Source organism: Trinickia soli (genome assembly GCF_002879855.1).
Lineage (GTDB): Bacteria > Pseudomonadota > Gammaproteobacteria > Burkholderiales > Burkholderiaceae > Trinickia > Trinickia soli.
This window is the reverse complement of the sequence record NZ_PNYB01000022.1, coordinates 1-18,870: the sequence shown is the minus strand read 5'-3', so window position 1 is coordinate 18,870 and position 18,870 is coordinate 1. Positions and strand designations below refer to the sequence as shown.

Genomic DNA, 18,870 nt, shown 5'->3' with positions numbered 1-18,870 from the left:
CGGATGAAAATTGCGAAGAACACCGTTGTGTCGGTGACGTACAAACTCTCGGATGCCCAGGGCAATCTCATCGAAGAAAGCGACGAGCCGATGGTTTATCTGCACGGCGGCTATGATGGCACGTTCCCTAAAATCGAGGAAGAACTCGACGGGCACGAGGCGGGCTTTCAAACGCAGATCCAGCTCGACCCTCAGGACGCATTCGGCGAATACGATCCTGAGCTCGTGAAGATCGAGCCGCGCAACCGCTTTCCGGAGCCGCTCGAAGTGGGCATGCAGTTCGAAGGCACGCCCGAGGACGGCGACGACGAGATGGACTCGCTGATCTATACGGTCACGGATCTGGCCGAAGACAAAGTTGTCCTCGACGGCAATCACCCGCTGGCCGGCATGGCGCTACGCTTCGCGCTCACGGTCAAGGAAGTGCGTGAGGCGACGGCCGATGAGATCGAGCACGCACACGCGCACGGCGCCGAAGGCATCGAAGTCATCGACGACGACGATGACGACGAGGAAGGTGCCTCAGGAGCCCCCACCCTGCATTGAGCCCGCCCCCGGCTGAGGTGAGGCATCGCTGCCGGCCGGTTGCGGTGCTGACGGCGGCGACGGTGAAGTTGACGGTGACGGTGACGTATTCGCCGGAGCCGGCGCTGTTCCGTCTGGTGTGCCCGCGGGCAGTAGCGGGGGTTCCGAGGCGGGCGCGGCGGGTACCGGCGGCGCGGCGTTTGGCTCAGCCGGCGGTACGTACTGGATACCGGGCAGCGGCCCAATGACCGGGCCCGGCGCATCGATCGGTGAGCTGGGCGCTTGCCACGGTGTAAGCGGTGCGTTCGGCAGTTTCCGCGGCACGGTATGAACACTGACCCGGAACGGCGCCGGACGGCCGAATCCGACATCGAACGAGACCCATTGCTGTGTCGCGTCGCGCGGTGCGATCGCAATGCGCGTCAAATTGGCGATGCGCACGCCCTTATCGTTGAATAGCGGTTGATCGATGACGAATCCGCTCGCTAACGGACGCGCGCTGTGATGAATCACGATTACAGGCCCATGAAACGTGCGGGCGGCGTTCACGAGACTTCGTTTGAACTCCAGGTATCCGTCGCGCTTGCGATGACGAGCGAACCGCAACCACTTAAATCGATCGGCGTGTTCTTCGTAGCGGGCGAAATCGGGATCTGCTTCAACGAATACGACAAGTGCTTTCGCGCTGCGGCGTTTGGCATATTCGGCCGCATGCTCAAGCCAGAATGTCGACGCAATCGCGCGGTCGTCGAACTCGCCGTTGCGACCTCCCGCATCGGAGTAGTGATTGTTGTCGCCAACGACATCGAGCCCGACGAACACGGTATCACCCATCACCCACCGTACGTTTTCGCGGAAGCGACGGAATCGCGAAACTTCGCTTTCGCGCGTCAAGGCGAGCGTGGGGCGCCCCAGCGAGACACTGTCCGAAAAGAAAGTCTGCCTCAGGAAATCGAGGCGTTCGGCCGCATCGTAGCCCCCGGCCGCCATTGACGCGCAATCGACCCAATCGTGCTGACCCGGGAGCAGGACGAGCGGTACCGGAGATGACCGGAGCCATTGTAGACGGCGCTCGTAAAGCGCATCGGCGCACGGTTCGTCAGCGCCTTTGATGTTGCCGTCGTAGACGACGAAGGAGGAGGCGGCGTCGAGTCCGATGGCCTCGAGCAGCCGCTGTGCGGCGGACTCGTCGGCTGGAGTGCGCACCACGCCGGAAATAACGGCGAACGTATAGCGCGGCTCCGCGGCCCGGCCAAGGCCGACGTGCGGCGCCAGGCAGCCGAATGCCGCGGCGACGGCGGCGCAGCCGCGCCATACCCGCATTCGGCGAGGCGCGTTCACCCCTTTTGCCCCTCATGCCGGCTTTCGCGCGCGGCGCTCGCAAGTTCATGCAACTCGTAGATCAAATCGAGCGCATCGCGTGGCCGGAGTTCGTTCGGGTCGATCTCGCGCAATCGATCGAGCGCGGGATGGGGCGCGGGGACATCGCTCGCGACGTGGGTATTCGCAGCTTCGTCCGGAGCGTCTTCGGCATAGACCGGAGCAGCGAACAAATCGAGTTGCGGTGTGCTTTGCGCGACCGATTGCTGCTCGAGGTGAGCGAGGTGTTTGCGCGCTGCGCGAATGACGGACGACGGCACGCCGGCCAGTTGCGCCACCTGCAGGCCGTAGCTTTGGCTTGCAGGGCCCTCGCTGACTGCGTGCAGGAAGACGATGCCGTGCCCATGTTCAACGGCCGACAAATGAACGTTGGCTGCCTGCGCGAATTCGAGCGGCAGTTGCGTCAGTTCGAAGTAGTGCGTGGCGAAGAGCGTATAGCAGCGGTTGGACGACAGCAAATGCCGCGCGATCGCCCAGGCGAGTGCAAGGCCGTCGAACGTGGACGTACCGCGGCCGATCTCGTCCATGAGGACGAGGCTTTGCTCGGTCGCATCGTTCAGAATCGCAGCGGCTTCCGTCATCTCGACCATGAACGTCGAGCGCCCGCCCGCGAGATCGTCGGCCGCGCCGATGCGCGTGAAGATGCGGTCGATCGGGCCAAACCGCGCGCGCCGCGCCGGGACGTAGCAGCCGATGTAAGCCATCAGCGCAATCAGCGCCGTCTGCCGCATGAATGTGGACTTGCCGCCCATGTTGGGTCCGGTGATCAGCAGCAGCTTTCTGTCCGGGCTCAGGCAGCAATCGTTGGCGACGAATTGCTCGACTTGTGCTTCCACCACCGGGTGTCGCCCTTGCTCGATCTCGATGCCCGCTTCATCCGAGAACTCCGGCGCCACCCACCCGAGCGCCTGCGCGCGTTCCGCGAGGGCGCCAAGCAGATCGAGCTCGGCCAGTGCCGCCGCCACGCGTTGGCAATCTTCAATGAAGGGCAGCAGCATCTGCAAAAGCGCGTCGTATAGCGCACGCTCCCTCGCCAGCGCGCGCTCCTGCGCCGACAACGCTTTATCTTCGAACGCCTTCAGTTCAGGCGTGATGTAACGCTCGGCGTTTTTCAATGTTTGCCGGCGACGGTAATCGTCGGGCACTTTGTCGGTTTGACCGCGCGTGACCTCGATATAGAACCCATGCACCTTGTTGTACTCGACACGCAGGTTGCCTATGCCGGTGCGGGTGCGCTCGCGCGCTTCGAGATCGATCAGGAATTGGCCGCAGTTCTCGGAAATGTCGCGCAGTTCGTCGAGTTCGCTATCGTAGCCGCGGTTGATGACGCCGCCGTCGCGTACCATGGCGGCGGGCTCTTCGGCGATGGCGCGCGTGAGCAGATCGACGCAACCGGCCGGCGGCTCCAACGCTGCGCCGATGCGTTCGAGCGCCGGCGTGCCCGCGGCCATCGCGGTGACGAGTTCGCGCAATGCGGGCAGAGCGCCGAACGTATCGCGCAGGCTCGAGAGGTCGCGCGGGCGGGCGGACAGCAGCGCGAGACGGCCCGTGATGCGCTCGACATCGGCAATCCGACGCAGCGCAGTGCGCACGAGTTCGAGGCTCGTGGCCGTGGGGGCGTCGAGCAGTGCACCGATGGCTTGCTGGCGCGACTGCGCAACGATCGAGGCCCGCGGCGGATGATGCAACCAGTGGCGCAGCAGACGGCTGCCCATCGTCGAGCAGCACGTGTCGAGCAGCGAGCAGAGCGTGGGCGATTCTCCGCCGCGCAGCGTTTCCGTGAGCTCCAGATTGCGGCGCGTGGCTGGATCGAGGCCGATGTATTCCGATTCGGTCTCGACTTTGAGGCTGCGGATGTGGCGCAGCTGCTGACCTTGCGTCGAAGCCGCATAAAGCAAGACCGCACCTGCCGCACCGCACGCGCTCGTCAATCCCTCGGCGCCGAAGCCGTCGAGGCTGGCGACGTTCAACTGATCGCATAGCCGCTGAGCGCCCGAGGCGACGTCGAAGTGCCAGGCCGGCACGCGGGTCAGCGTGCCCGATGCGGCGCTCGGCATGAGTTCGGCCGTGCCGTCGCCCACGAGAATTTCGGCCGGCCGGATACGTTCGAGCGCTGCGCTCACTTCGCCGGGAGCGACTTCCGCGAGCCGCAACGCGCCGCTGGCGAGATTCAGCCATGCAAGGCCGATCGCCGTCGTCACGCCGCGCTTGTTATGCGCGGGGCAGGCGGCGAGCAGATAGGCATCGCTTTTGTCTGAAAGCAGTGCGGCGTCGGTCAGCGTGCCGGGCGTGACGATGCGCACGACCTTGCGTTCGACGGGTCCTTTCGATGTGGCCGGATCGCCGATCTGCTCGCAAATGGCGACCGATTCGCCGAGCTTCACGAGCTTGGCGAGGTATTGCTCGACCGCATGATGCGGAACGCCCGCCATCTTGATCGGATTGCCGGCCGAAGCGCCACGTTGCGTGAGCGTGAGATCCAGCAGGCGCGCTGCCTTTTCGGCGTCTTCGAAGAAGAGTTCGTAGAAGTCGCCCATGCGAAAGAACAGCAGCGTGCCCGGGTGATCGGCTTTGATCCGCAAATACTGCTGCATGTAGGGCGTGTGCTTCGCGAGGGCCTGCTCAGGCATGGCTTCGGCGCTAGATTCTGTTTTCATTCAATGGGTTGTTGAAAAACGTGTTCGGACATTTGCGGACATTCGCTCCCATCTTTCGCCATGCTCCCCGCTGTCAAGGGGGAACGAACGGGGACCTTTAGCGGCCATTCGTTGACTATACTTCGAGCGCAGTCCCCCGGCCATAAGCCGAACGGCCAAAGCCATGTGAAGCAAGGGATTGCCGGCGATTCGCCGGTCCCCCTTGTTCGGGGCCTTTCATACACTCGAAGCGAACGACAACCGTGAAAGCAGACCTGAATTTGGCGCTAATAAAGCGTCTGAAACTCGGCGAAAGGCCGGTCGCCGTCAACGCGAAGGGCGCCCTGGTGTTCGAAGCGAACATGGAAAACAAGCCCTACATTCTATGGGATTCGAACCGCGATGCGCCGCCCGGATTTGGGGTCCGCGTCGCCGGCAAAAAGACCTACATCATCCGGCGGAAAGTGGGTGGGGTTTCGATCATGCCGACGGTGGGCAATGTGGCCGATTTTCTCGACCTGGGGCTCGCGCGGAAGAAGGCCGCGGAGCTTGCTAGATCGATGGTCGAGACGGGCAAGAATCCGAACAAGACGAAGCGCGAGGCCGGCGCGTTGGAGCCCACTTTGGGCGCTGTTATCGCGGCTTACCGCAACCACCTTGCGACGCGCGTGAAGCGCCGCGCGAGCGCCGAGACGCTTCGCGCCGTTGACCGCGCGGCGAACAAGTTCAAGGAGTGGAATTGGGCGCCGCGCAACCTCAAAGAGCTCAGGACCGACGAGATCATCGAGCAGTTCCACAAGGGCGCAGCGACGCCCACAGCGACGGAGCAAACCTTTCGCTTGGCGTCGACAGCGACGAAATGGGCCATCGGCAAAGAGATGCTCGACGCGACTCACGAGGGGCGCGCGCCGGCACTGACGGCGAATCCGTTCACGATACTGACGCTGCACGGCATGTATCGCTCGCGCGCGCAGATCGCGCGCGAGCGCGAGGAGCGGGGCGCTCGGAATCCGCTTTCGCCGAGCGAGACGCTCGGGCCTTTCCTCGAAGCGGCTTGGAGCAAAAGGCTCGAGAACGACAACCGCACCGGCGTCGACTTCCTCATCACCATGCTCTTGCTCGGCTGTCGAAGTCAAGGCGGGCGCTGCGAAAGTTATAGCACGCAGCACACGGAGCCGGCAGAGCGAGATTCATCCACTTATGCGATACAGCTAAGAAAACCGACACAAAACGTCCATTATGCGCAGGTCACAACTATGCGCACACGCCATGAGATCGCCGACGTCGCCCTCGATTCGGTGAGGATTTGGGCCGAGGTCTTCTTCGCATAGTTATAACGTTCGCGGTGCTGCCGGGAGTGAGTCCGGGTCCTCGGCGATATTGGTCTGCTCAGCGGTTCGAGCCGTGCAGGTGCCCTCGTTCTCGTTGCTAGGTCGGTCTCGACCTAGCGGTGATGATTCGTCCTGCCATCACGGTCAAGCCAAAGCGACTACTTCACTCACCAGAAACTATGTCCAGGTCCACGCTGAACGACCGCGCCGGGAGCCGCGCCGGCGCTGAATCGGCCACGTGCAAGCGCATGATCTGCATATAGTTGCGACGTGCGCATAGTGGTCGCCATGCAGAGGTTTACATAGTGGCCAAAAGACGTCGCTTGACAGCTATTCGACCTGGACGGCCTCAGGCGCGAGCGACGGCTGGTTATGAGCGGCGCATTGCGCCGCGGTCGGCACATCATCGAAAGCGGCAACCTCGCCCGCCCGGCCGCTTTGCTCGGGGCGGTCATGCTTCCCGCAAATCCATACACACGCTCAGCGTCGGGCGAGGGCCCGCCGAAGCAAACGCGCGGCGCCTGGCCGGCGGCCGCCGCGCCCGCCCCAGCGCTGCGCTTGGGCCGTTCACGCCGGCCGCTTCTTGCCTGGCGCCGCGAATCGCCGCAAACCCATTCAGAAGCCGCCACGAGCGGCTTTGTTCATGCCCACGTCAGGTCTCTCAGCGATTGCGAAGAGACCTGACGTGGGCATCAACGAGCAAAGCCGGCAAGAGCCGGTTTTTGCGTTTCTTCCCTGCGGCGCCAGCCCACCACCCCCGCCTCCTCCCGCGGGGAGGAGGAGCGAAGAGGTTCCCGGCCGAGAGCATCGCTCTCAATTTCTGCAACCAAGACCGGAACCAAACATGAACACCTATTGCGCATGTCCTTACAATCTTGACGCCGTCGGCTTTTGCTTCGGCACTTTCGATGAGTATTTGCAACGAGCCGCCGCCTGCGCGGACTCTTTCGGCAATGTCGTGGAGGAGTTTGAAATCCAGTTCATCGACGGCGACGCGGCAGACGCGCAGCTTTTCGCAGCGTTCGGCGTGGATCAAGCCGGCCTTTCGGCCTGGTTCGACCGCGTGGAAGACCTCCGCTCGGAGGTCAAGGCAGCGGCCTTTTACCTGGCGTCGCGATGCGGCCAGACGGTGGGGGACGCGATCGACAACGCCGAGGACGTCATCATTCGCAAGGGCGAGCTCGCTGACGCGGCAGCCGAGCAGTTCGACGACTTCTATTCGGACCTGCCGCGGGGCGTTCGGATGTATGTCGACATCGAGGCTTACGCGCGGGATTGCCGGCTTAGCGGCGACCTCGACGAATTCGAGTTCGCCGGACAGGCTTATACGGTTTTGAACGCTAACGAGTGTTAATGCGTCGGCGGCCTCGCTTGAAAGCGACGGCCGCCGTCACGGCCATTCCCGAAGAACCTCTCCGTGCGGGAGGGGGCGAGGGCGACCCGCTCGCTGTGCAGCCTCGTCTGCCGCAACCCCAGCGATTATTTTAAGCCTACCACCCATGGTGAATCAGGCTATATAGTTTCAGAGTTCCGAGTCGCGGCGCGGGGGCTGCGATCATGAGAGAGCGCAAGAAAAACCAATGGCGCGGAGACCGTATGGAAAATGAAAATATTGGTTCGACATGGAAAAAGTGGGATTTGCATGTGCATACCCCAGCATCCATCGTTCAGCACTATCCGGGCGGCCCGGACGCCGCGTGGGAAGCGTTCATCTCCGATCTCGAAGCCTTGCCTCCCGAATTCAAGGTCATCGGCATCAACGACTATGTGTTCGTCGACGGCTACGAACGGGTCTTGCAAGCGCGAAAGGCGGGCCGGCTTCAGAACTTGGACTTGATTCTTCCGGTCGTGGAACTGCGACTCGACAAGTTTGGAGGCATTCTCCAAAAGACGAAAGAAGGATACTCCGAGTCGAATTGGAGCCGGATAAACCTGCACGTCATTTTCGACGAGGTTGATCCCGCGTTGATCCGGGATCAGTTCCTAAGCGCGATCACCCGGCATTACAAGCTGATGCCGGAGGCGCGCGACCATGAGGCGCGATGGGGCGGCGTGATCACGCGCGAGAATCTTCGCGCGCTCGGCGAGGCTATCATTGCGGCGGCGCCCGACGATCAAAAGTCAGGTTATGGCGATCCACTGACCGAGGGCTTCAATTCGTTGAACGTCAGCATGGAGAAGGTCAAGGAGGCGCTCAGCTCGCCGTTTTTCGAACGCCGTCATTTGCTTGCCATCGGAAAAACAGAATGGGACAGCTTGCGATGGAGCGATCACACGATCGCCGACAAGAGAAGCGTCATCAACGAGGCGGATCTCGTATTCACCGCGGCGGAGAGCCCGGCGGCTTACGAAAAGGCCCGCAAAAGCTTGGCCGATGCGAACGTGAACGACTTGCTTCTTGACTGCTCGGACGCTCACTGGTTGAGCGGGGAGAAGGACAAGGACCGCGTTGGGAACTGCTTCACGTGGATCAAGGCCGATGCCACGTTTGCGGGCCTGGTGCAGGCGATCCGCGAGTTTTCGAACCGCGTCTACGTCGGCGACAACCCGCCGAAGCGCCAATTGGTCGAGCGCCATAGGACGAAATACGTTTCGTCGATTCGCGTGAAAAAGAAGCCCGGCTCGGCGTTGCGAGATCCATGGTTCGATGTGGACATGCCCCTCAACAGCGACCTTGTAGCGATCATCGGCAACAAGGGGAGCGGCAAGAGCGCGCTGTCCGACATTATCGCGTTGGCGGGCGACACCAAGAACCGGACCGGCTTTTCGTTCTTGAACGAACAGCGCTTCAGGAACCCGAAGGGCCGGCCGGCGCAACATTTCACGGCTGCGATCGTCTGGCGAGACGGCTCGGAATCGACCAGGCAGCTTGACGAAAACCCTTCGCCGACCGCCGTCGAGCGAATCAAGTATCTGCCGCAACTGTATCTCGAAACGCTATGCAACGAGCTCGGTGAGGGCGGATCATCCACGTTCGACAGCGAACTTCGAAAAATCATCTTCTCCCACGTCCCCGAAGAGGACCGGCTTGACCAACCCTCAATGGACGCGTTGATCGACTTCAAGGTCGCCGAAATCAATGCCGCGAGGCAAGCCATCATCAAAGAGATTTCGAGGGTCAACGCCGACATTCTGGCCACCGAGGATCGGATGACGGCTGAGTTCCGGACAGGGTTGGAAAAGCAGCTTGAGGCAAAGCGCTCCGAGCTGGCGGCGCTCGACGCTGGCAAACCCGTTGAGGTCGCAGACCCGGGCGCCTCCCCAGAAGCGCAGCGCGAATCGGAGCAAGCGGCCGAGCTGATCCAGCAGCTCGAAGCGCAAGCGGCGGCCGTCGACAAGGAGGAGGCGGCACTTCGCGATCGCAAGGGGGCGGCTGTCAAGCGGCAGGCCTTGGCGAAGCGTATCTCGCAGGCAGTCGACAATCACAAGAAGGCTCACGACCAGTTTCTCCAAGAGCTGGCTCCTTTGTTGGCCGAATTGGGCGCGGAAATTCGCCCCGATCAGCTTGTCTCATTGCAAATCAACCTGGCTCCCGTCAATGAGGTTAGTGTGGCGGCGGCCACGGAGATTCTCAGCGTTGACGGGGCGCTTCTGAGCGAAGAGGCGGACGGCCTCGTTAAGCGACGCGAGACCGTCAGGGCGGCCATCGAGGCGACGAAGACGAAGCTCGGCGAAAGGCAGCGCTTGTTCATCCAATACAAGGAAGCGCTCGCAGCATGGGAAAAGGCGAAAACCGAACTGATCGGCGGGAAGGACAAGGCAAACAGCATTGGCTGGCTGGAAGCGCAGATCGAGGGGCTCGCCGCGTTGCCGGCGCGGCTTTCGGATTTGCGCGCGAGCCGGATCGAGAGGGCCAAGCAGGTTCATGCGCTCATCGTGGAGGCAGTCAACGAATACCGTCGGCTATACGAGCCGGTTCAGTCCTTTGTTCAATCGGCGCAGCAGATGGACATGCCTCTTCCTCTCGACTTCCAGGTTCGGATCGACGAGTCGGGTTTTCAGGAGCGCTTCTTCGCGAGCATCAATCGCCAGGCGCGAGGATCGTTTTACGGGATCGAGGACAGCGATCAACGGATGCGAGAGCTTCTGAGCGAAGCCGACTTCTCAACCGCGGAAGGGACGATCGCGTTTGCGGAAACACTCGACGATTTTCTTCGCCACGATCGCAGAGACGACGCAGGGCGACCGACGAGGCTGGCCGACCAAGTGCGACGCACGGCTGGGCCGCGAGAGGTGCTCGACTACATCTATGGGCTCGCCTACCTGTCGCCGCGATATTCGCTGACCTACGCGCAGCAGGAAATCGGGCAACTGTCGCCGGGTGAGCGCGGTCTTTTGCTGCTCGTCTTTTACCTGCTCGTGGACAAAGACGACATTCCCATTGTCATCGACCAGCCGGAGGAGAATCTCGACAACCAAACGATCTACAAGATCCTGGTCAAATGCATCAAAGCAGCCAAGGAACGGCGCCAAGTCATCATCGTCACCCACAATCCCAACTTGGCGGTGGTGTGCGACGCTGAGCAGATCATCTACGCGGAGTGCAACAAAACCGAGCACAGCTTTAGCTATGAGGCCGGGGGCATCGAGAACCCGAACATGCTCGAAAAGGTGATTCACATCCTCGAAGGGACGAAGCCGGCGTTTAAGAACCGCAGCGACAAATACGCGCTTTGAGCGTTTCGTTGGCGATGGCGCGAGGCAGCGGGTTCGCGTGCAGAAGGGCTGCCATCGTCGCATCAGGGCGAACATTGAACGGGGAAGAGCCATGTCGCAGCGCAAGCATCAGTTGCCTCCTTTTCTGGATGGCGTCGTGTCGGAGCAGGTCTATTTTCGATGGCTTGCTCGTAAAGCTATCTCTCACGTGCGCAGGGATCGCAAGCGATTTGCGAATTACGCGATGGGTGCCGCTTATCGCTAGGCGATTCACGAAGCAGTTGTCGCGAGCGGCGGCCGCGACGACTACACAGGCGAAGTGCTCGACTGGACGCTCATCAGCAAATATACGAACGCCGAATCCCAAGAGGGCCGGCATCAATACAAGGCGGGCTTCGCGTTGTTGCCCACCGTTGACCATGTTGAGGCGTCGGCAAGCTCGGCGGCGTTCAAGGTATGCGCGTGGCGCACGAACGACGCGAAGAACGATCTGTCCGTCGAGGGCTTCATCGCCTTGTGCGAGCGAGTCCTGATCCATGCCGGCTATCGTGTCGATCCTCCCGAGCACAAGCGCGCGGCGTAGCGTTCACGCGAATATCAAACCCAACCAGGGCGACTCGCTTTTGGTCGCGCGGTTTCCCTGCTAGGATTCTTCCACAAACATCAAAGTCCTTTTACGGGGGACCGTATGTCGAAAGTGTTCAAGGAAGCGCTTAAAGGCCAGCCGACCCAAAGGGACTCGTCAGGGGCGGCGCCAGCAACATACAGAAAAGTCGTGAACGGACTGTCCAGGGCGCTGGATCGTGATCCGGTGCACACTCGCCGGCCAAGCCAAGACTTTGAGTTGCTGCTCGACGAGATTCCCGAGGCGATGAAGACGAAGGCGCTCGAATGGTATGAGCGCGGGATCAAGAGAGGTCTGGCGCGGGCCACGGACCTTATGGGCAGTGGAAAGATCACGGTCGCAGAAGGCGTGGTCTATGCACCCTCCGAGATTCAGGTGAATGTGCGGACAAAGTTCCGCGGCGAAGAGTGGGAGTCGCGAGAATTCATCGTTGCCTCGACGGACATCGGTTTCGACAACGCCAGCGGTGATTGAACTTGCCGGCGCGAGGCTTTGGTGTGCCCTAGTTTGATGAGCGTAAGAGCGAGAGGCGGAACTAGCGAAGGTGTTGCCATCCGCGAAGGCGCCGAGCATGCTTTCAAAACCGGAGCGACAAATACGAAATTTGACGGTTGCGGTCCTAATGAACGTGGCAGCAGCGTTTCGGGTGGCCGTAAACACGCATCGGGCTTCTGCCCTTAACGCCGATGGATAGTCGATGGACAACACAGGCAAAAGCAGCAACGATTGGAAGCTCGTTGATTGGCACGTCATTGCCAAAGACTTTTTGCCTTTATCCCGAGCATGGCGTTTTCTCGGGAGAAGGGTCCCGCAGGTGTCCGCGGTTTGGGCTGCGGTGGCCCTGCTGTTGAGAATTCCACTGTTTGTCAGCGCGTTTGATGCTTTCGGTCGAACCTTCAAATCGCCGTTCTTCACGGTGGGAAGCGTCCGCGCCAATCAGCCGGTTGACGTAACAGCGATTTTTCTGATCGGTTCAGCGGCAATATTGGTGGATGTGCTTTTCATCGCGATCATTTACGTCTGCATCAAGATCAGCATCCGCATGACCAAGCGCCGCCCGGTCAAAGTGGAAGAATGGGCGGGTAGGTTCTCTAACAAGATGACCGACGAAGTGTCGTCGATTCTGACTCATTGCTCGGCCGCGACGTTGGTGCTGCTGGTCCGCGTTTGGCCGGAGGTTCACGGAACTCCGCTCGGCTTCTTGTGCACGACGATGGCAGGGTTCACATTCGTTTTTGGCGCAGTTTGCTATCGCGAAACCTAGCTCGCCACAAAGGGCGAGTGCCGGCGGCTTTGGACAAGCGCGTGGCCGGCCTACAATCCGTAGGCGCCGCCCAACCGTTCAAGCGGCCGCGTTCGGAGACTCGGCCGGTGCCGCGAGGTTGCGAGCCGCACTGAACGCAACGCGCCGATGCAGGCGCAAGCCGGAGCGGATGAAGTGGCGGCGCGTCCCGGCGCCGCCCTATTCTCGAGTCTCGCGCCGGGACGGAAGATCGCGCGTCGCGTCGTCTCTCCCGACCAGCGAGCCCTTTCTTTCCGCGCTGCTGTTGTCGTCGTAGACATTTTTCGCCAACGCGAGCAGATCGCCGAGCTTCTCGAAGCCGAAGGTTTCTCCGGCGAGGAACCGTTTCTTGGCCAGATGCCGGATAAGCTTATACGGTTTTGACGCAAACGCGGTTTGACGATCCGATTCCCCGCCTGCGGTCGGGGCGCCGAGGCAATTGCGCTCGCATCCATCGGGCGGTCAGAAAAGCAACCCGACCGGTGCCGAATTCGGCCGCGGCGCAAGCGCATGGCGCTCGATTCGCAAGGCGACGCTTTCTACGGACTTCGTCGAAGCTATAATTCTTCCGCAAAAAAGAAGCGGCGAATCGCCGCAAGAGAGTTTGACGGCGAGCCTGGCGTCAAAACCATCTGGCTAGGCATGCAACGAGTGGTCGATTTTGCCGCCGGCATCAGATACGCACGCGAGCTTGAGCGGCAGACTTGTGTGTAATGGAATGCGTTGGGGCCACGTTTGATTCGGTGGCCACCAACACGATTGGCAACGTCGCGCGCGACACGTTCATTGCCGCTTGACGCTCACGAAGAAGCGAAGTGAAGGGAAGCGGGGGCGAACGCGCCTCCGAGCGTGGCTCTGTTTTGTGCGTTTTGCTGATATCGAAACAGGGCAGCGCGCGAGCGCTTCTCAAACTTCAAAGCGGATTCGGCAAGGCGTTTTCCGCAACAAGCGGTGTCGTGTCGAGCAGAGCGGCTTTGGCTGCGAGCAGGCCATCTTCGTCCATCTCGAAGCGGCGAAGCCATGCCACCGTCGACGCCTTTGTGTTGTAGACGGGCGCGTCGCCGTTGGCGGTCCCGCGCTGCAAGCTGTCCATCTCGCTCGCGCGGATTGGCCGGAGCGCCGCGTCGAGGACCGCATAGGCCGGCGGGCAGGCGGGCGGCTTGCCCTCGTCGTCCGAGATGCCGCTCTCCGGCTGGATGCCGGCTCGGATGACGACGCCCGAGCCATAATCGCCGATCGCGAACCAACTTGGCGGCAGATGCCCGCGCAGTCCGGCCAAGCCGCCCGCGGCTTCAAGCATCGGCTTGCTGATCGCGGTGAGCCAATCGACGGTTTTCAGTTGCCCTTTGAGCGTCCGCGTGGACAAGTCGGCGGGGAAGCCGACATCGAGGCCAGGCATCGTCTGGCTTGCCCAATGCTCCGTGGCTTCGTTTTCCTCGCGGCCGGTGGGCGAGAGATTGAAGGCGAGCCCGGCGTGCCCCCAAGGCGCTTCTAGCCGCGCGGCGGCGTCGAAGAACAGCTTCGCGAACGCATCGGGCCGCTCTTGGGCGGCGAACACCGGCCAGGAGAACCACAGGGCGTTGAAGCCGCGGTTGCCGAGCTTCTCTTGCCATTGGCGTTGGCCGCCGACGTGGAACTCCCACAGGCTCGCGTCCGTGGGGCGCTCGCCACTCACGAAGTCGAAATCAAAGCGGTCGTCCGGACCGAGCCCGGCGGCGGCCGCGCGCAACGATTTGGCCTTCGCCATCGGTTTGGCGGCTTTGCCGTTGCTCCACATGTAAGTGAGCTTTTCTTCGCCCATCGAGGCGACGAACTCGTCGAACGTTTGGGCGAGCGCTTCGCGCACCGCCGCGTCGGCCGCGCGCTCAAAGTAGACGCATGCGCGGACGACAAAAGCCGCGCCGATTCCGTCATGCGGATAGCGAGGTTCGAGCAGAGCGTTGGCGACCAGCGCTTTGGACTGGTTGGCCTTGGCCCATCTGAGAAAGTCTTGCGTTATCTTGGTCATGGAGCGAGCCCGCGCGAGTCTGGCGGGATAGGCTATCAGGGAATCACAGGGGGCGCGGAGGGCGGCGGCAGGCCTGGCCCGGCTCCCGGCAACCTCGCGTTGGAGAGCGCCCGCAGCGAGCGCCCCAGCTCCGAGAGCGCGTCGGACACCGCCGCTTTGACCGGATTCTCGCCTCCGTCGTCGTCGGAGCAATCGCAGTTTTGCTGCCCAAGAACGACGACCTTGTTCGGCGCTCCGGCGATCGTCTCGTAGTCTTCCGTTTGGCCGAGGTCGGGCGCCTGAGGCGGAAACTTGACCTCGACGATATTCTTGATGTTGTCTTGGGTGGGCGGCAGGGCGCCGTCTTTCACGATCACCACGTCCGGGCGGCGAACAGCGCCGGAACCGGCCGGATACTCGTCTTCTCCGCCGGGCCAGTATTTCTTGATCCAGGCGGGCAAATACGGGTGGGCTTCCAGCGGATTGGCCGAGCGCATGATCGGCGCGGGCGGAACCTTCGACATGTCGTAATTGACTTCGGACTTATACGGGCTTTGCCAATCCATGCTCCGGTCGACGTCGCGCAGGTTGCGCGACACGCATTGCTGTTTGAGGCTCTGGCCGGAGGACCCCTCGTCGGGCTCGCGCGAACAAACGCAGACGGCTTTGCAGACCACCTTCTTGTCCTGCGGGTCAAGCCCGGCGCCGCGCAGTTGGACGCTTGTCGTTTGCCCGCCGCCTCGCGCGGTGGAGCCCGAGCCGGACCCGGTTCCGTAGGCGTCGCCGCTCATTCGTCGCCCGCTCCGCCTTTGACCTGAGTCGACGGGGAAGAGAAGGTCAGGGAGGCCGGCGAGGCGGCTTCGTGCCACTGGGTGAATCCGTTTTCGTCGGTTTGGCCGGAGAGCGTTTGTCCGTTTGAGGCGCGCAGCGTGTAAGGATGGTTTGGAATTGGCATTCCGGTCGTCTCGTCGAGCACCTGAAACCGGCCACGATAGGGGCCTTCGCCGCTCGTGCTCGTCTCATGGTTGACGAGGGGGCCGGAGTTTCCTCCCGCTCCGCCGGTCGGCTCAGCGGTGGTGTTCGATTGCGAGGCGATCAACGTCGCGCCGCAGGCGGTTTTGTCGCCCTCGAATGCCGGCGGCTTTCCGTCCATCGTTATGCCGCGCGGCAGGATCTGGACGATGGGGTAGACGCCGCCGCACTTCGGGCATGAAACCATGTCCCCGAGCCGAGCGATGGAAAGCCCGTCGATTTGGTCATTGGGCGAGCAGGCCAAAACCTTTCCGCCGTGGGATGTCGTGTCGCCTTCGCGAATAAATGCGCTCATTGGTTCTCAGAGCATCGTTGCGTTTTCAAAAGGATTGCAACTTTACATCAATCGGAGTTCGCAATGGCGCACGCCAGCGGTGTTGGCGCGATAAAATTGTGTGAGAGCGATGCAGGGAGGTCGGGCTTTGAGGGGAAGAGGGCCGTAGCCGATTGCAGACGATCGCGTGCCAGCTATTGCGGCGATTCGAGCAATGCGTCGAACGATGCCGTGGTGCGGAGAAAGAATCTGAAAAAAGATAGACAATTCTGTATTTTATTGGCGGCAGCGGTCGCCAGACCGCTGCCAACCCGCCTTAAGCCTCTCGCCAGTGATCGGGGTTCCCTTTGTCGGTGTCGCGCACACGCGCGACCAGCGGCTTGTGTCCTAAACCTTTGGCGGCGACGATGGCCGCGTCTTGCGTTCCGTAGGTCGTGTTGGTTACAGGTTTGTTGTCCTTATATTCCAACTTGTAACCGCTGATGTGCCCGTGGTGGCCTTTCGGCTGCGGTTCAACATATACATTTGGCATAATTTGCCCTCGTCGGATTGATTTGTGTGGTCGAAGGGAGCCCCTTCGAGCGACATATTTATCCGGAATCGGAAAAATTGCAACGCGCCAACCTAAATCGGTCATTTTGTCGCGATAAACCGAGCCATTCCAAGTCGCCGGAGCATCCGCGATTGATTGTTGGCACGCGGATGTCGATCGGGAATAATGATCGACTCTCTCGCGATGCGAACCCGTGGCCAATAAGAAAAAGGAACGACATGCCGACTCAATGCACATTCAGTCTTAACGACAAACAAACATCGCTCTTGTCTTGCCCTGGCGTTGGCGCCGTTTCTGCGTTTTCCGGCAGGGGCGTTGGCCGCGACAACCCGGCGGCGGTCGACAAGGAAGACGTCGGCCCGATTCCGAGGGGGCTCTATTACATCATTGACCGCCAGTCCGGAGGCCGGCTCGGCGCGCTTCGTGATTTTTGGAACGCGCATGGTTGGGGAACGACAGACCACAAAAAATGGTTCATGCTCTGGAATTCCAAGACCGGCGACTCGACGATCATTGACGGCATCAAGCGCGGGTCCTTCCGGCTCCATCCGATGGGACCAATGGGTCTGAGCGAAGGATGCATCACCGTGGTCAATGGCGATCAATTCAACCGGCTGGCCGAATATTTGCGGTTACGCGGCCCCGACCTGCCGGTTCCCGGCTCTGGATTCAAAGCCTATGGCACGGTGGAAGTGAAATGAAAAAGGCGGCTTATATCCTGGCCAACATTCTCGTCGCGCTGGTCGGCGGCTGGTGGCTCGCTCAATTCGTCGGGACCCTGCCTTATGAGATGCCGTCGTGGCTCGATTCGGCGATTCGCGGGGGCATCCGCCTCACGGGCAGCGCACAGCTCGACAACACTGACGACATCGAGACGATCGCGATCATTGTGATTTTCTTGGTGTGTTCGGCGTTGGTTGGCGCTCTGCTGGCGCTCGCGAATTTCGCCGGATGCCGCTTTTTGTCCCGTCGGCATAAGACGTCTTAGCGGTTCGGGCGAACGCGGCAAGATCCAACATCGTGTTGGCACGTTTGGCGGGATTGCCCCGCCATGCGTGGTTGCTCGCCGGCCCAGCTCAGAACAAGGATGGAGGCAATTCGTCCTGGTGCTGCGACTCGGCCAATTTCTCCAATGCCTGCTCGAATAGCTGGTCGGCATTAGCGAACCGCAAGCGCCCGTCGTTGAGCACAGCCTCCAAGTCCTCTTTGGTCAACACAAGAACACCTGTTTCAGCTGCCGCTCCAAGGTCTGCTTTGACCTCGTCGCGGGTCATTGCCGTCACGATGACTGGCAAGACGCGAACGTGTTGAAGGTCAGACGCTGAGAGCATTTTGCGCAGCGCCGATCCGCGGGCACTCAACTTCGAAAGCTTGCTCTCCGCGCGGAGAAGGCCCGTCGTGCATTCGACGACAAGGAAATCGCCCTTGGGGCTGACGGCCAAAATATCGAAGGTATCGCGTGTTTTGGCGTTCATTCCGAAGCTGACGGGCGCAAAGCCCAAACCCCAAAGCGTCCAGGCCACGGCCGACTCGAAGTCGTCCGCAGCCCTGCCCCTCGCCGGCAAATCTGGGAACAAGTATTCCCGCAGCAAATTTCCGGTTTGGTCGACGTTGTAAAGAACGGCTGCTCTCGCGTTCTGAAATGTCTGCGGATCGCCGAACCAGCGCACGTGGTGCGCTTGCCCAGCATATGAAGCTATACATTGGACGACGGCGCCTCGCGGCACATCGAGCGGAAAATGCCCAACGATGTCGCCCGAGCGCTCGCCCCATTCGAGCTTTCCGCCTTCGACCGAACTGCGACTCACAACCGTTCCTTTGTCAATCACTCGGTATCCGAGCCTCGATTGTGAGCGGTCGAGCCCTGGCGGCAGCCACAACCCCAAATCGGCCTTGCCGTCTTTGACGCTGGAAGACAGCCATACCTGGACGCCAGTGTGCGCGACCACCTCGAACATGGACTGCCTAACGTAACCGGCGCCTAGGCCATATTCAACGCAGAGTTCGCCCACGGAGTCGAAAGGAATTTCGGCCGCTTTAAGCATCCAATCGGTTTGCGGTTGCGGGATGAGCATCTCTCGCGAGAGACCCGACATGGTCAAAACCGCAATGCGGTCGCCCACGCTCAGCCCATCGGCATGAAGGAGGTCGGGCATCCCGACAGTGATGTTTTGGTTGTCTTCTGGACGAAGAACAAGTTTTCCACGATCAGGAATCGCAAAACCATCGGGAGAGGCAATTTTCTCAACGGTCTGGGCAAACGTGGAAGCCCCGTTTGCAACGGTTTGGCCGGCTGCAAGATTCTCGCCGACGAGATCCAAGTGCCCGGCCACGAGATCGCCAGCCTCAAACCAGTCCTTTGCAGGAGCGCGGAAGGAGCTGGCCAAATGCATGCGCGCGGCCACGACTACAAGATAACCGTCGAGCTTGACGGCTAAGAAGGTCAATCTCGCCGCGGTGTATGCCGAGCCCCACGGCTCGATCGCCTTAAAGAACTCGTCGATCATTTTCTGGACATGCGGATTCACAAGGTCTCCTGGAGAGGGCAAATCGAAAAATTCCAATGGAGCGTGGGGAGGGGGATAGAAG

17 protein-coding genes and 1 pseudogene are annotated in these 18,870 nt (G+C 61.2%); 10 read left to right on the top strand and 8 right to left on the bottom strand.

Annotated elements, in window-relative coordinates; all coding sequences use genetic code 11:
* Positions 1–3 precede the first annotated feature (3 nt).
* Positions 4–546: an FKBP-type peptidyl-prolyl cis-trans isomerase gene (locus tag C0Z19_RS21545; protein WP_102611874.1), complete on the top strand. Its 543-nt coding sequence runs from the start codon at positions 4–6 to the stop codon at positions 544–546.
* Here C0Z19_RS21545 and C0Z19_RS21540 read toward each other — a convergent pair.
* Together C0Z19_RS21540 and mutS are read right to left on the bottom strand one after the other, a co-directional pair.
* Positions 523–1,848: a hypothetical protein gene (locus C0Z19_RS21540; protein ID WP_102611873.1), complete on the bottom strand. Its 1,326-nt coding sequence runs from the start codon at positions 1,846–1,848 to the stop codon at positions 523–525. The genes C0Z19_RS21545 and C0Z19_RS21540 overlap by 24 nt on opposite strands.
* 14 nt (positions 1,849–1,862) lie before the next feature.
* Positions 1,863–4,562 carry a DNA mismatch repair protein MutS gene (mutS, locus tag C0Z19_RS21535; RefSeq protein ID WP_102611872.1) on the bottom strand — a complete coding sequence of 900 codons (2,700 nt, stop codon included), beginning with the start codon at positions 4,560–4,562 and terminating at the stop codon, positions 1,863–1,865.
* 242 nt (positions 4,563–4,804) lie between these two features.
* On the opposite strand from mutS, the gene C0Z19_RS21530 reads away from it, so the two are divergent.
* The 3 genes from C0Z19_RS21530 to C0Z19_RS21515 all read left to right on the top strand — a co-directional run bounded on the left by C0Z19_RS21530 (position 4,805) and on the right by C0Z19_RS21515 (position 10,549).
* Positions 4,805–5,872 carry an integrase arm-type DNA-binding domain-containing protein gene (locus C0Z19_RS21530; RefSeq protein WP_102611871.1) on the top strand — a complete coding sequence of 356 codons (1,068 nt, stop codon included), beginning with the start codon at positions 4,805–4,807 and terminating at the stop codon, positions 5,870–5,872.
* Between the two features lie 685 nt (positions 5,873–6,557).
* Positions 6,558–7,226 carry an antirestriction protein ArdA gene (locus C0Z19_RS21520; protein ID WP_158243037.1) on the top strand — a complete coding sequence of 223 codons (669 nt, stop codon included), beginning with the start codon at positions 6,558–6,560 and terminating at the stop codon, positions 7,224–7,226.
* A 242-nt stretch (positions 7,227–7,468) separates the two neighbouring features.
* Positions 7,469–10,549 (top strand): TrlF family AAA-like ATPase, encoded by a 3,081-nt coding sequence (locus C0Z19_RS21515; RefSeq protein ID WP_102611868.1) that lies wholly within the window; start codon positions 7,469–7,471, stop codon positions 10,547–10,549.
* Here the strand turns inward: C0Z19_RS21515 and C0Z19_RS28310 are convergent.
* Positions 10,518–11,066: a hypothetical protein gene (locus C0Z19_RS28310; RefSeq protein ID WP_158243036.1), complete on the bottom strand. Its 549-nt coding sequence runs from the start codon at positions 11,064–11,066 to the stop codon at positions 10,518–10,520. The genes C0Z19_RS21515 and C0Z19_RS28310 overlap by 32 nt on opposite strands.
* A gap of 150 nt (positions 11,067–11,216) precedes the next feature.
* Here C0Z19_RS28310 and C0Z19_RS21505 point away from each other — a divergent pair, with 150 nt between their 5' ends.
* The 4 genes and pseudogenes from C0Z19_RS21505 to C0Z19_RS28505 form a co-directional block, all read left to right on the top strand.
* Positions 11,217–11,627, top strand: coding sequence for a hypothetical protein (locus C0Z19_RS21505; RefSeq protein ID WP_102611867.1), 411 nt, complete (start codon positions 11,217–11,219; stop codon positions 11,625–11,627).
* Between the two features lie 223 nt (positions 11,628–11,850).
* Positions 11,851–12,417 (top strand): hypothetical protein, encoded by a 567-nt coding sequence (locus C0Z19_RS21500; RefSeq protein WP_102611866.1) that lies wholly within the window; start codon positions 11,851–11,853, stop codon positions 12,415–12,417.
* 147 nt (positions 12,418–12,564) lie between these two features.
* Entirely contained in the window at positions 12,565–12,819 is a 255-nt protein-coding gene (locus C0Z19_RS21495) for a hypothetical protein (protein WP_102611865.1), read from the top strand.
* 210 nt (positions 12,820–13,029) lie between these two features.
* Positions 13,030–13,149 (top strand): annotated as a pseudogene (locus C0Z19_RS28505) (IS4 family transposase); the annotation flags it as partial.
* A 199-nt stretch (positions 13,150–13,348) separates the two neighbouring features.
* On the opposite strand, the gene C0Z19_RS21480 reads toward C0Z19_RS28505, so the two are convergent.
* From C0Z19_RS21480 to C0Z19_RS21465, 4 genes are all read right to left on the bottom strand, one after another.
* Positions 13,349–14,443, bottom strand: a complete 1,095-nt coding sequence (locus C0Z19_RS21480; protein ID WP_102611863.1) for a type VI immunity family protein — start codon at positions 14,441–14,443, stop codon at positions 13,349–13,351.
* 35 nt (positions 14,444–14,478) lie between these two features.
* Complete coding sequence (locus tag C0Z19_RS21475) at positions 14,479–15,213, bottom strand: VRR-NUC domain-containing protein (RefSeq protein ID WP_102611862.1); 735 nt, start codon at positions 15,211–15,213, stop codon at positions 14,479–14,481.
* The gene (locus C0Z19_RS21470; protein WP_102611861.1) at positions 15,210–15,749 is read right to left on the bottom strand and encodes a PAAR domain-containing protein; all 540 of its coding nucleotides are present in this window, start codon (positions 15,747–15,749) and stop codon (positions 15,210–15,212) included. The genes C0Z19_RS21475 and C0Z19_RS21470 overlap by 4 nt, the downstream gene beginning before the upstream one ends.
* Before the next feature lie 295 nt (positions 15,750–16,044).
* A complete protein-coding gene (locus C0Z19_RS21465) occupies positions 16,045–16,260 on the bottom strand; it encodes a hypothetical protein (protein WP_102611860.1) in 216 nt (71 codons plus the stop codon).
* Positions 16,261–16,499: 239 nt separating this feature from the next.
* Between C0Z19_RS21465 and C0Z19_RS21460 the strand changes: the two genes are divergently transcribed.
* Together C0Z19_RS21460 and C0Z19_RS21455 are read left to right on the top strand one after the other, a co-directional pair.
* Positions 16,500–16,982, top strand: coding sequence for a DUF2778 domain-containing protein (locus tag C0Z19_RS21460; protein WP_102611859.1), 483 nt, complete (start codon positions 16,500–16,502; stop codon positions 16,980–16,982).
* Positions 16,979–17,269: a hypothetical protein gene (locus C0Z19_RS21455; protein WP_102611858.1), complete on the top strand. Its 291-nt coding sequence runs from the start codon at positions 16,979–16,981 to the stop codon at positions 17,267–17,269. Before C0Z19_RS21460 ends, C0Z19_RS21455 begins: the two co-directional genes overlap by 4 nt.
* A gap of 88 nt (positions 17,270–17,357) precedes the next feature.
* On the opposite strand, the gene C0Z19_RS21450 is transcribed toward C0Z19_RS21455, so the two are convergent.
* Positions 17,358–18,870: hypothetical protein (locus C0Z19_RS21450; RefSeq protein WP_233196234.1), on the bottom strand; the 1,513-nt coding region annotated here is incomplete at its 5' end.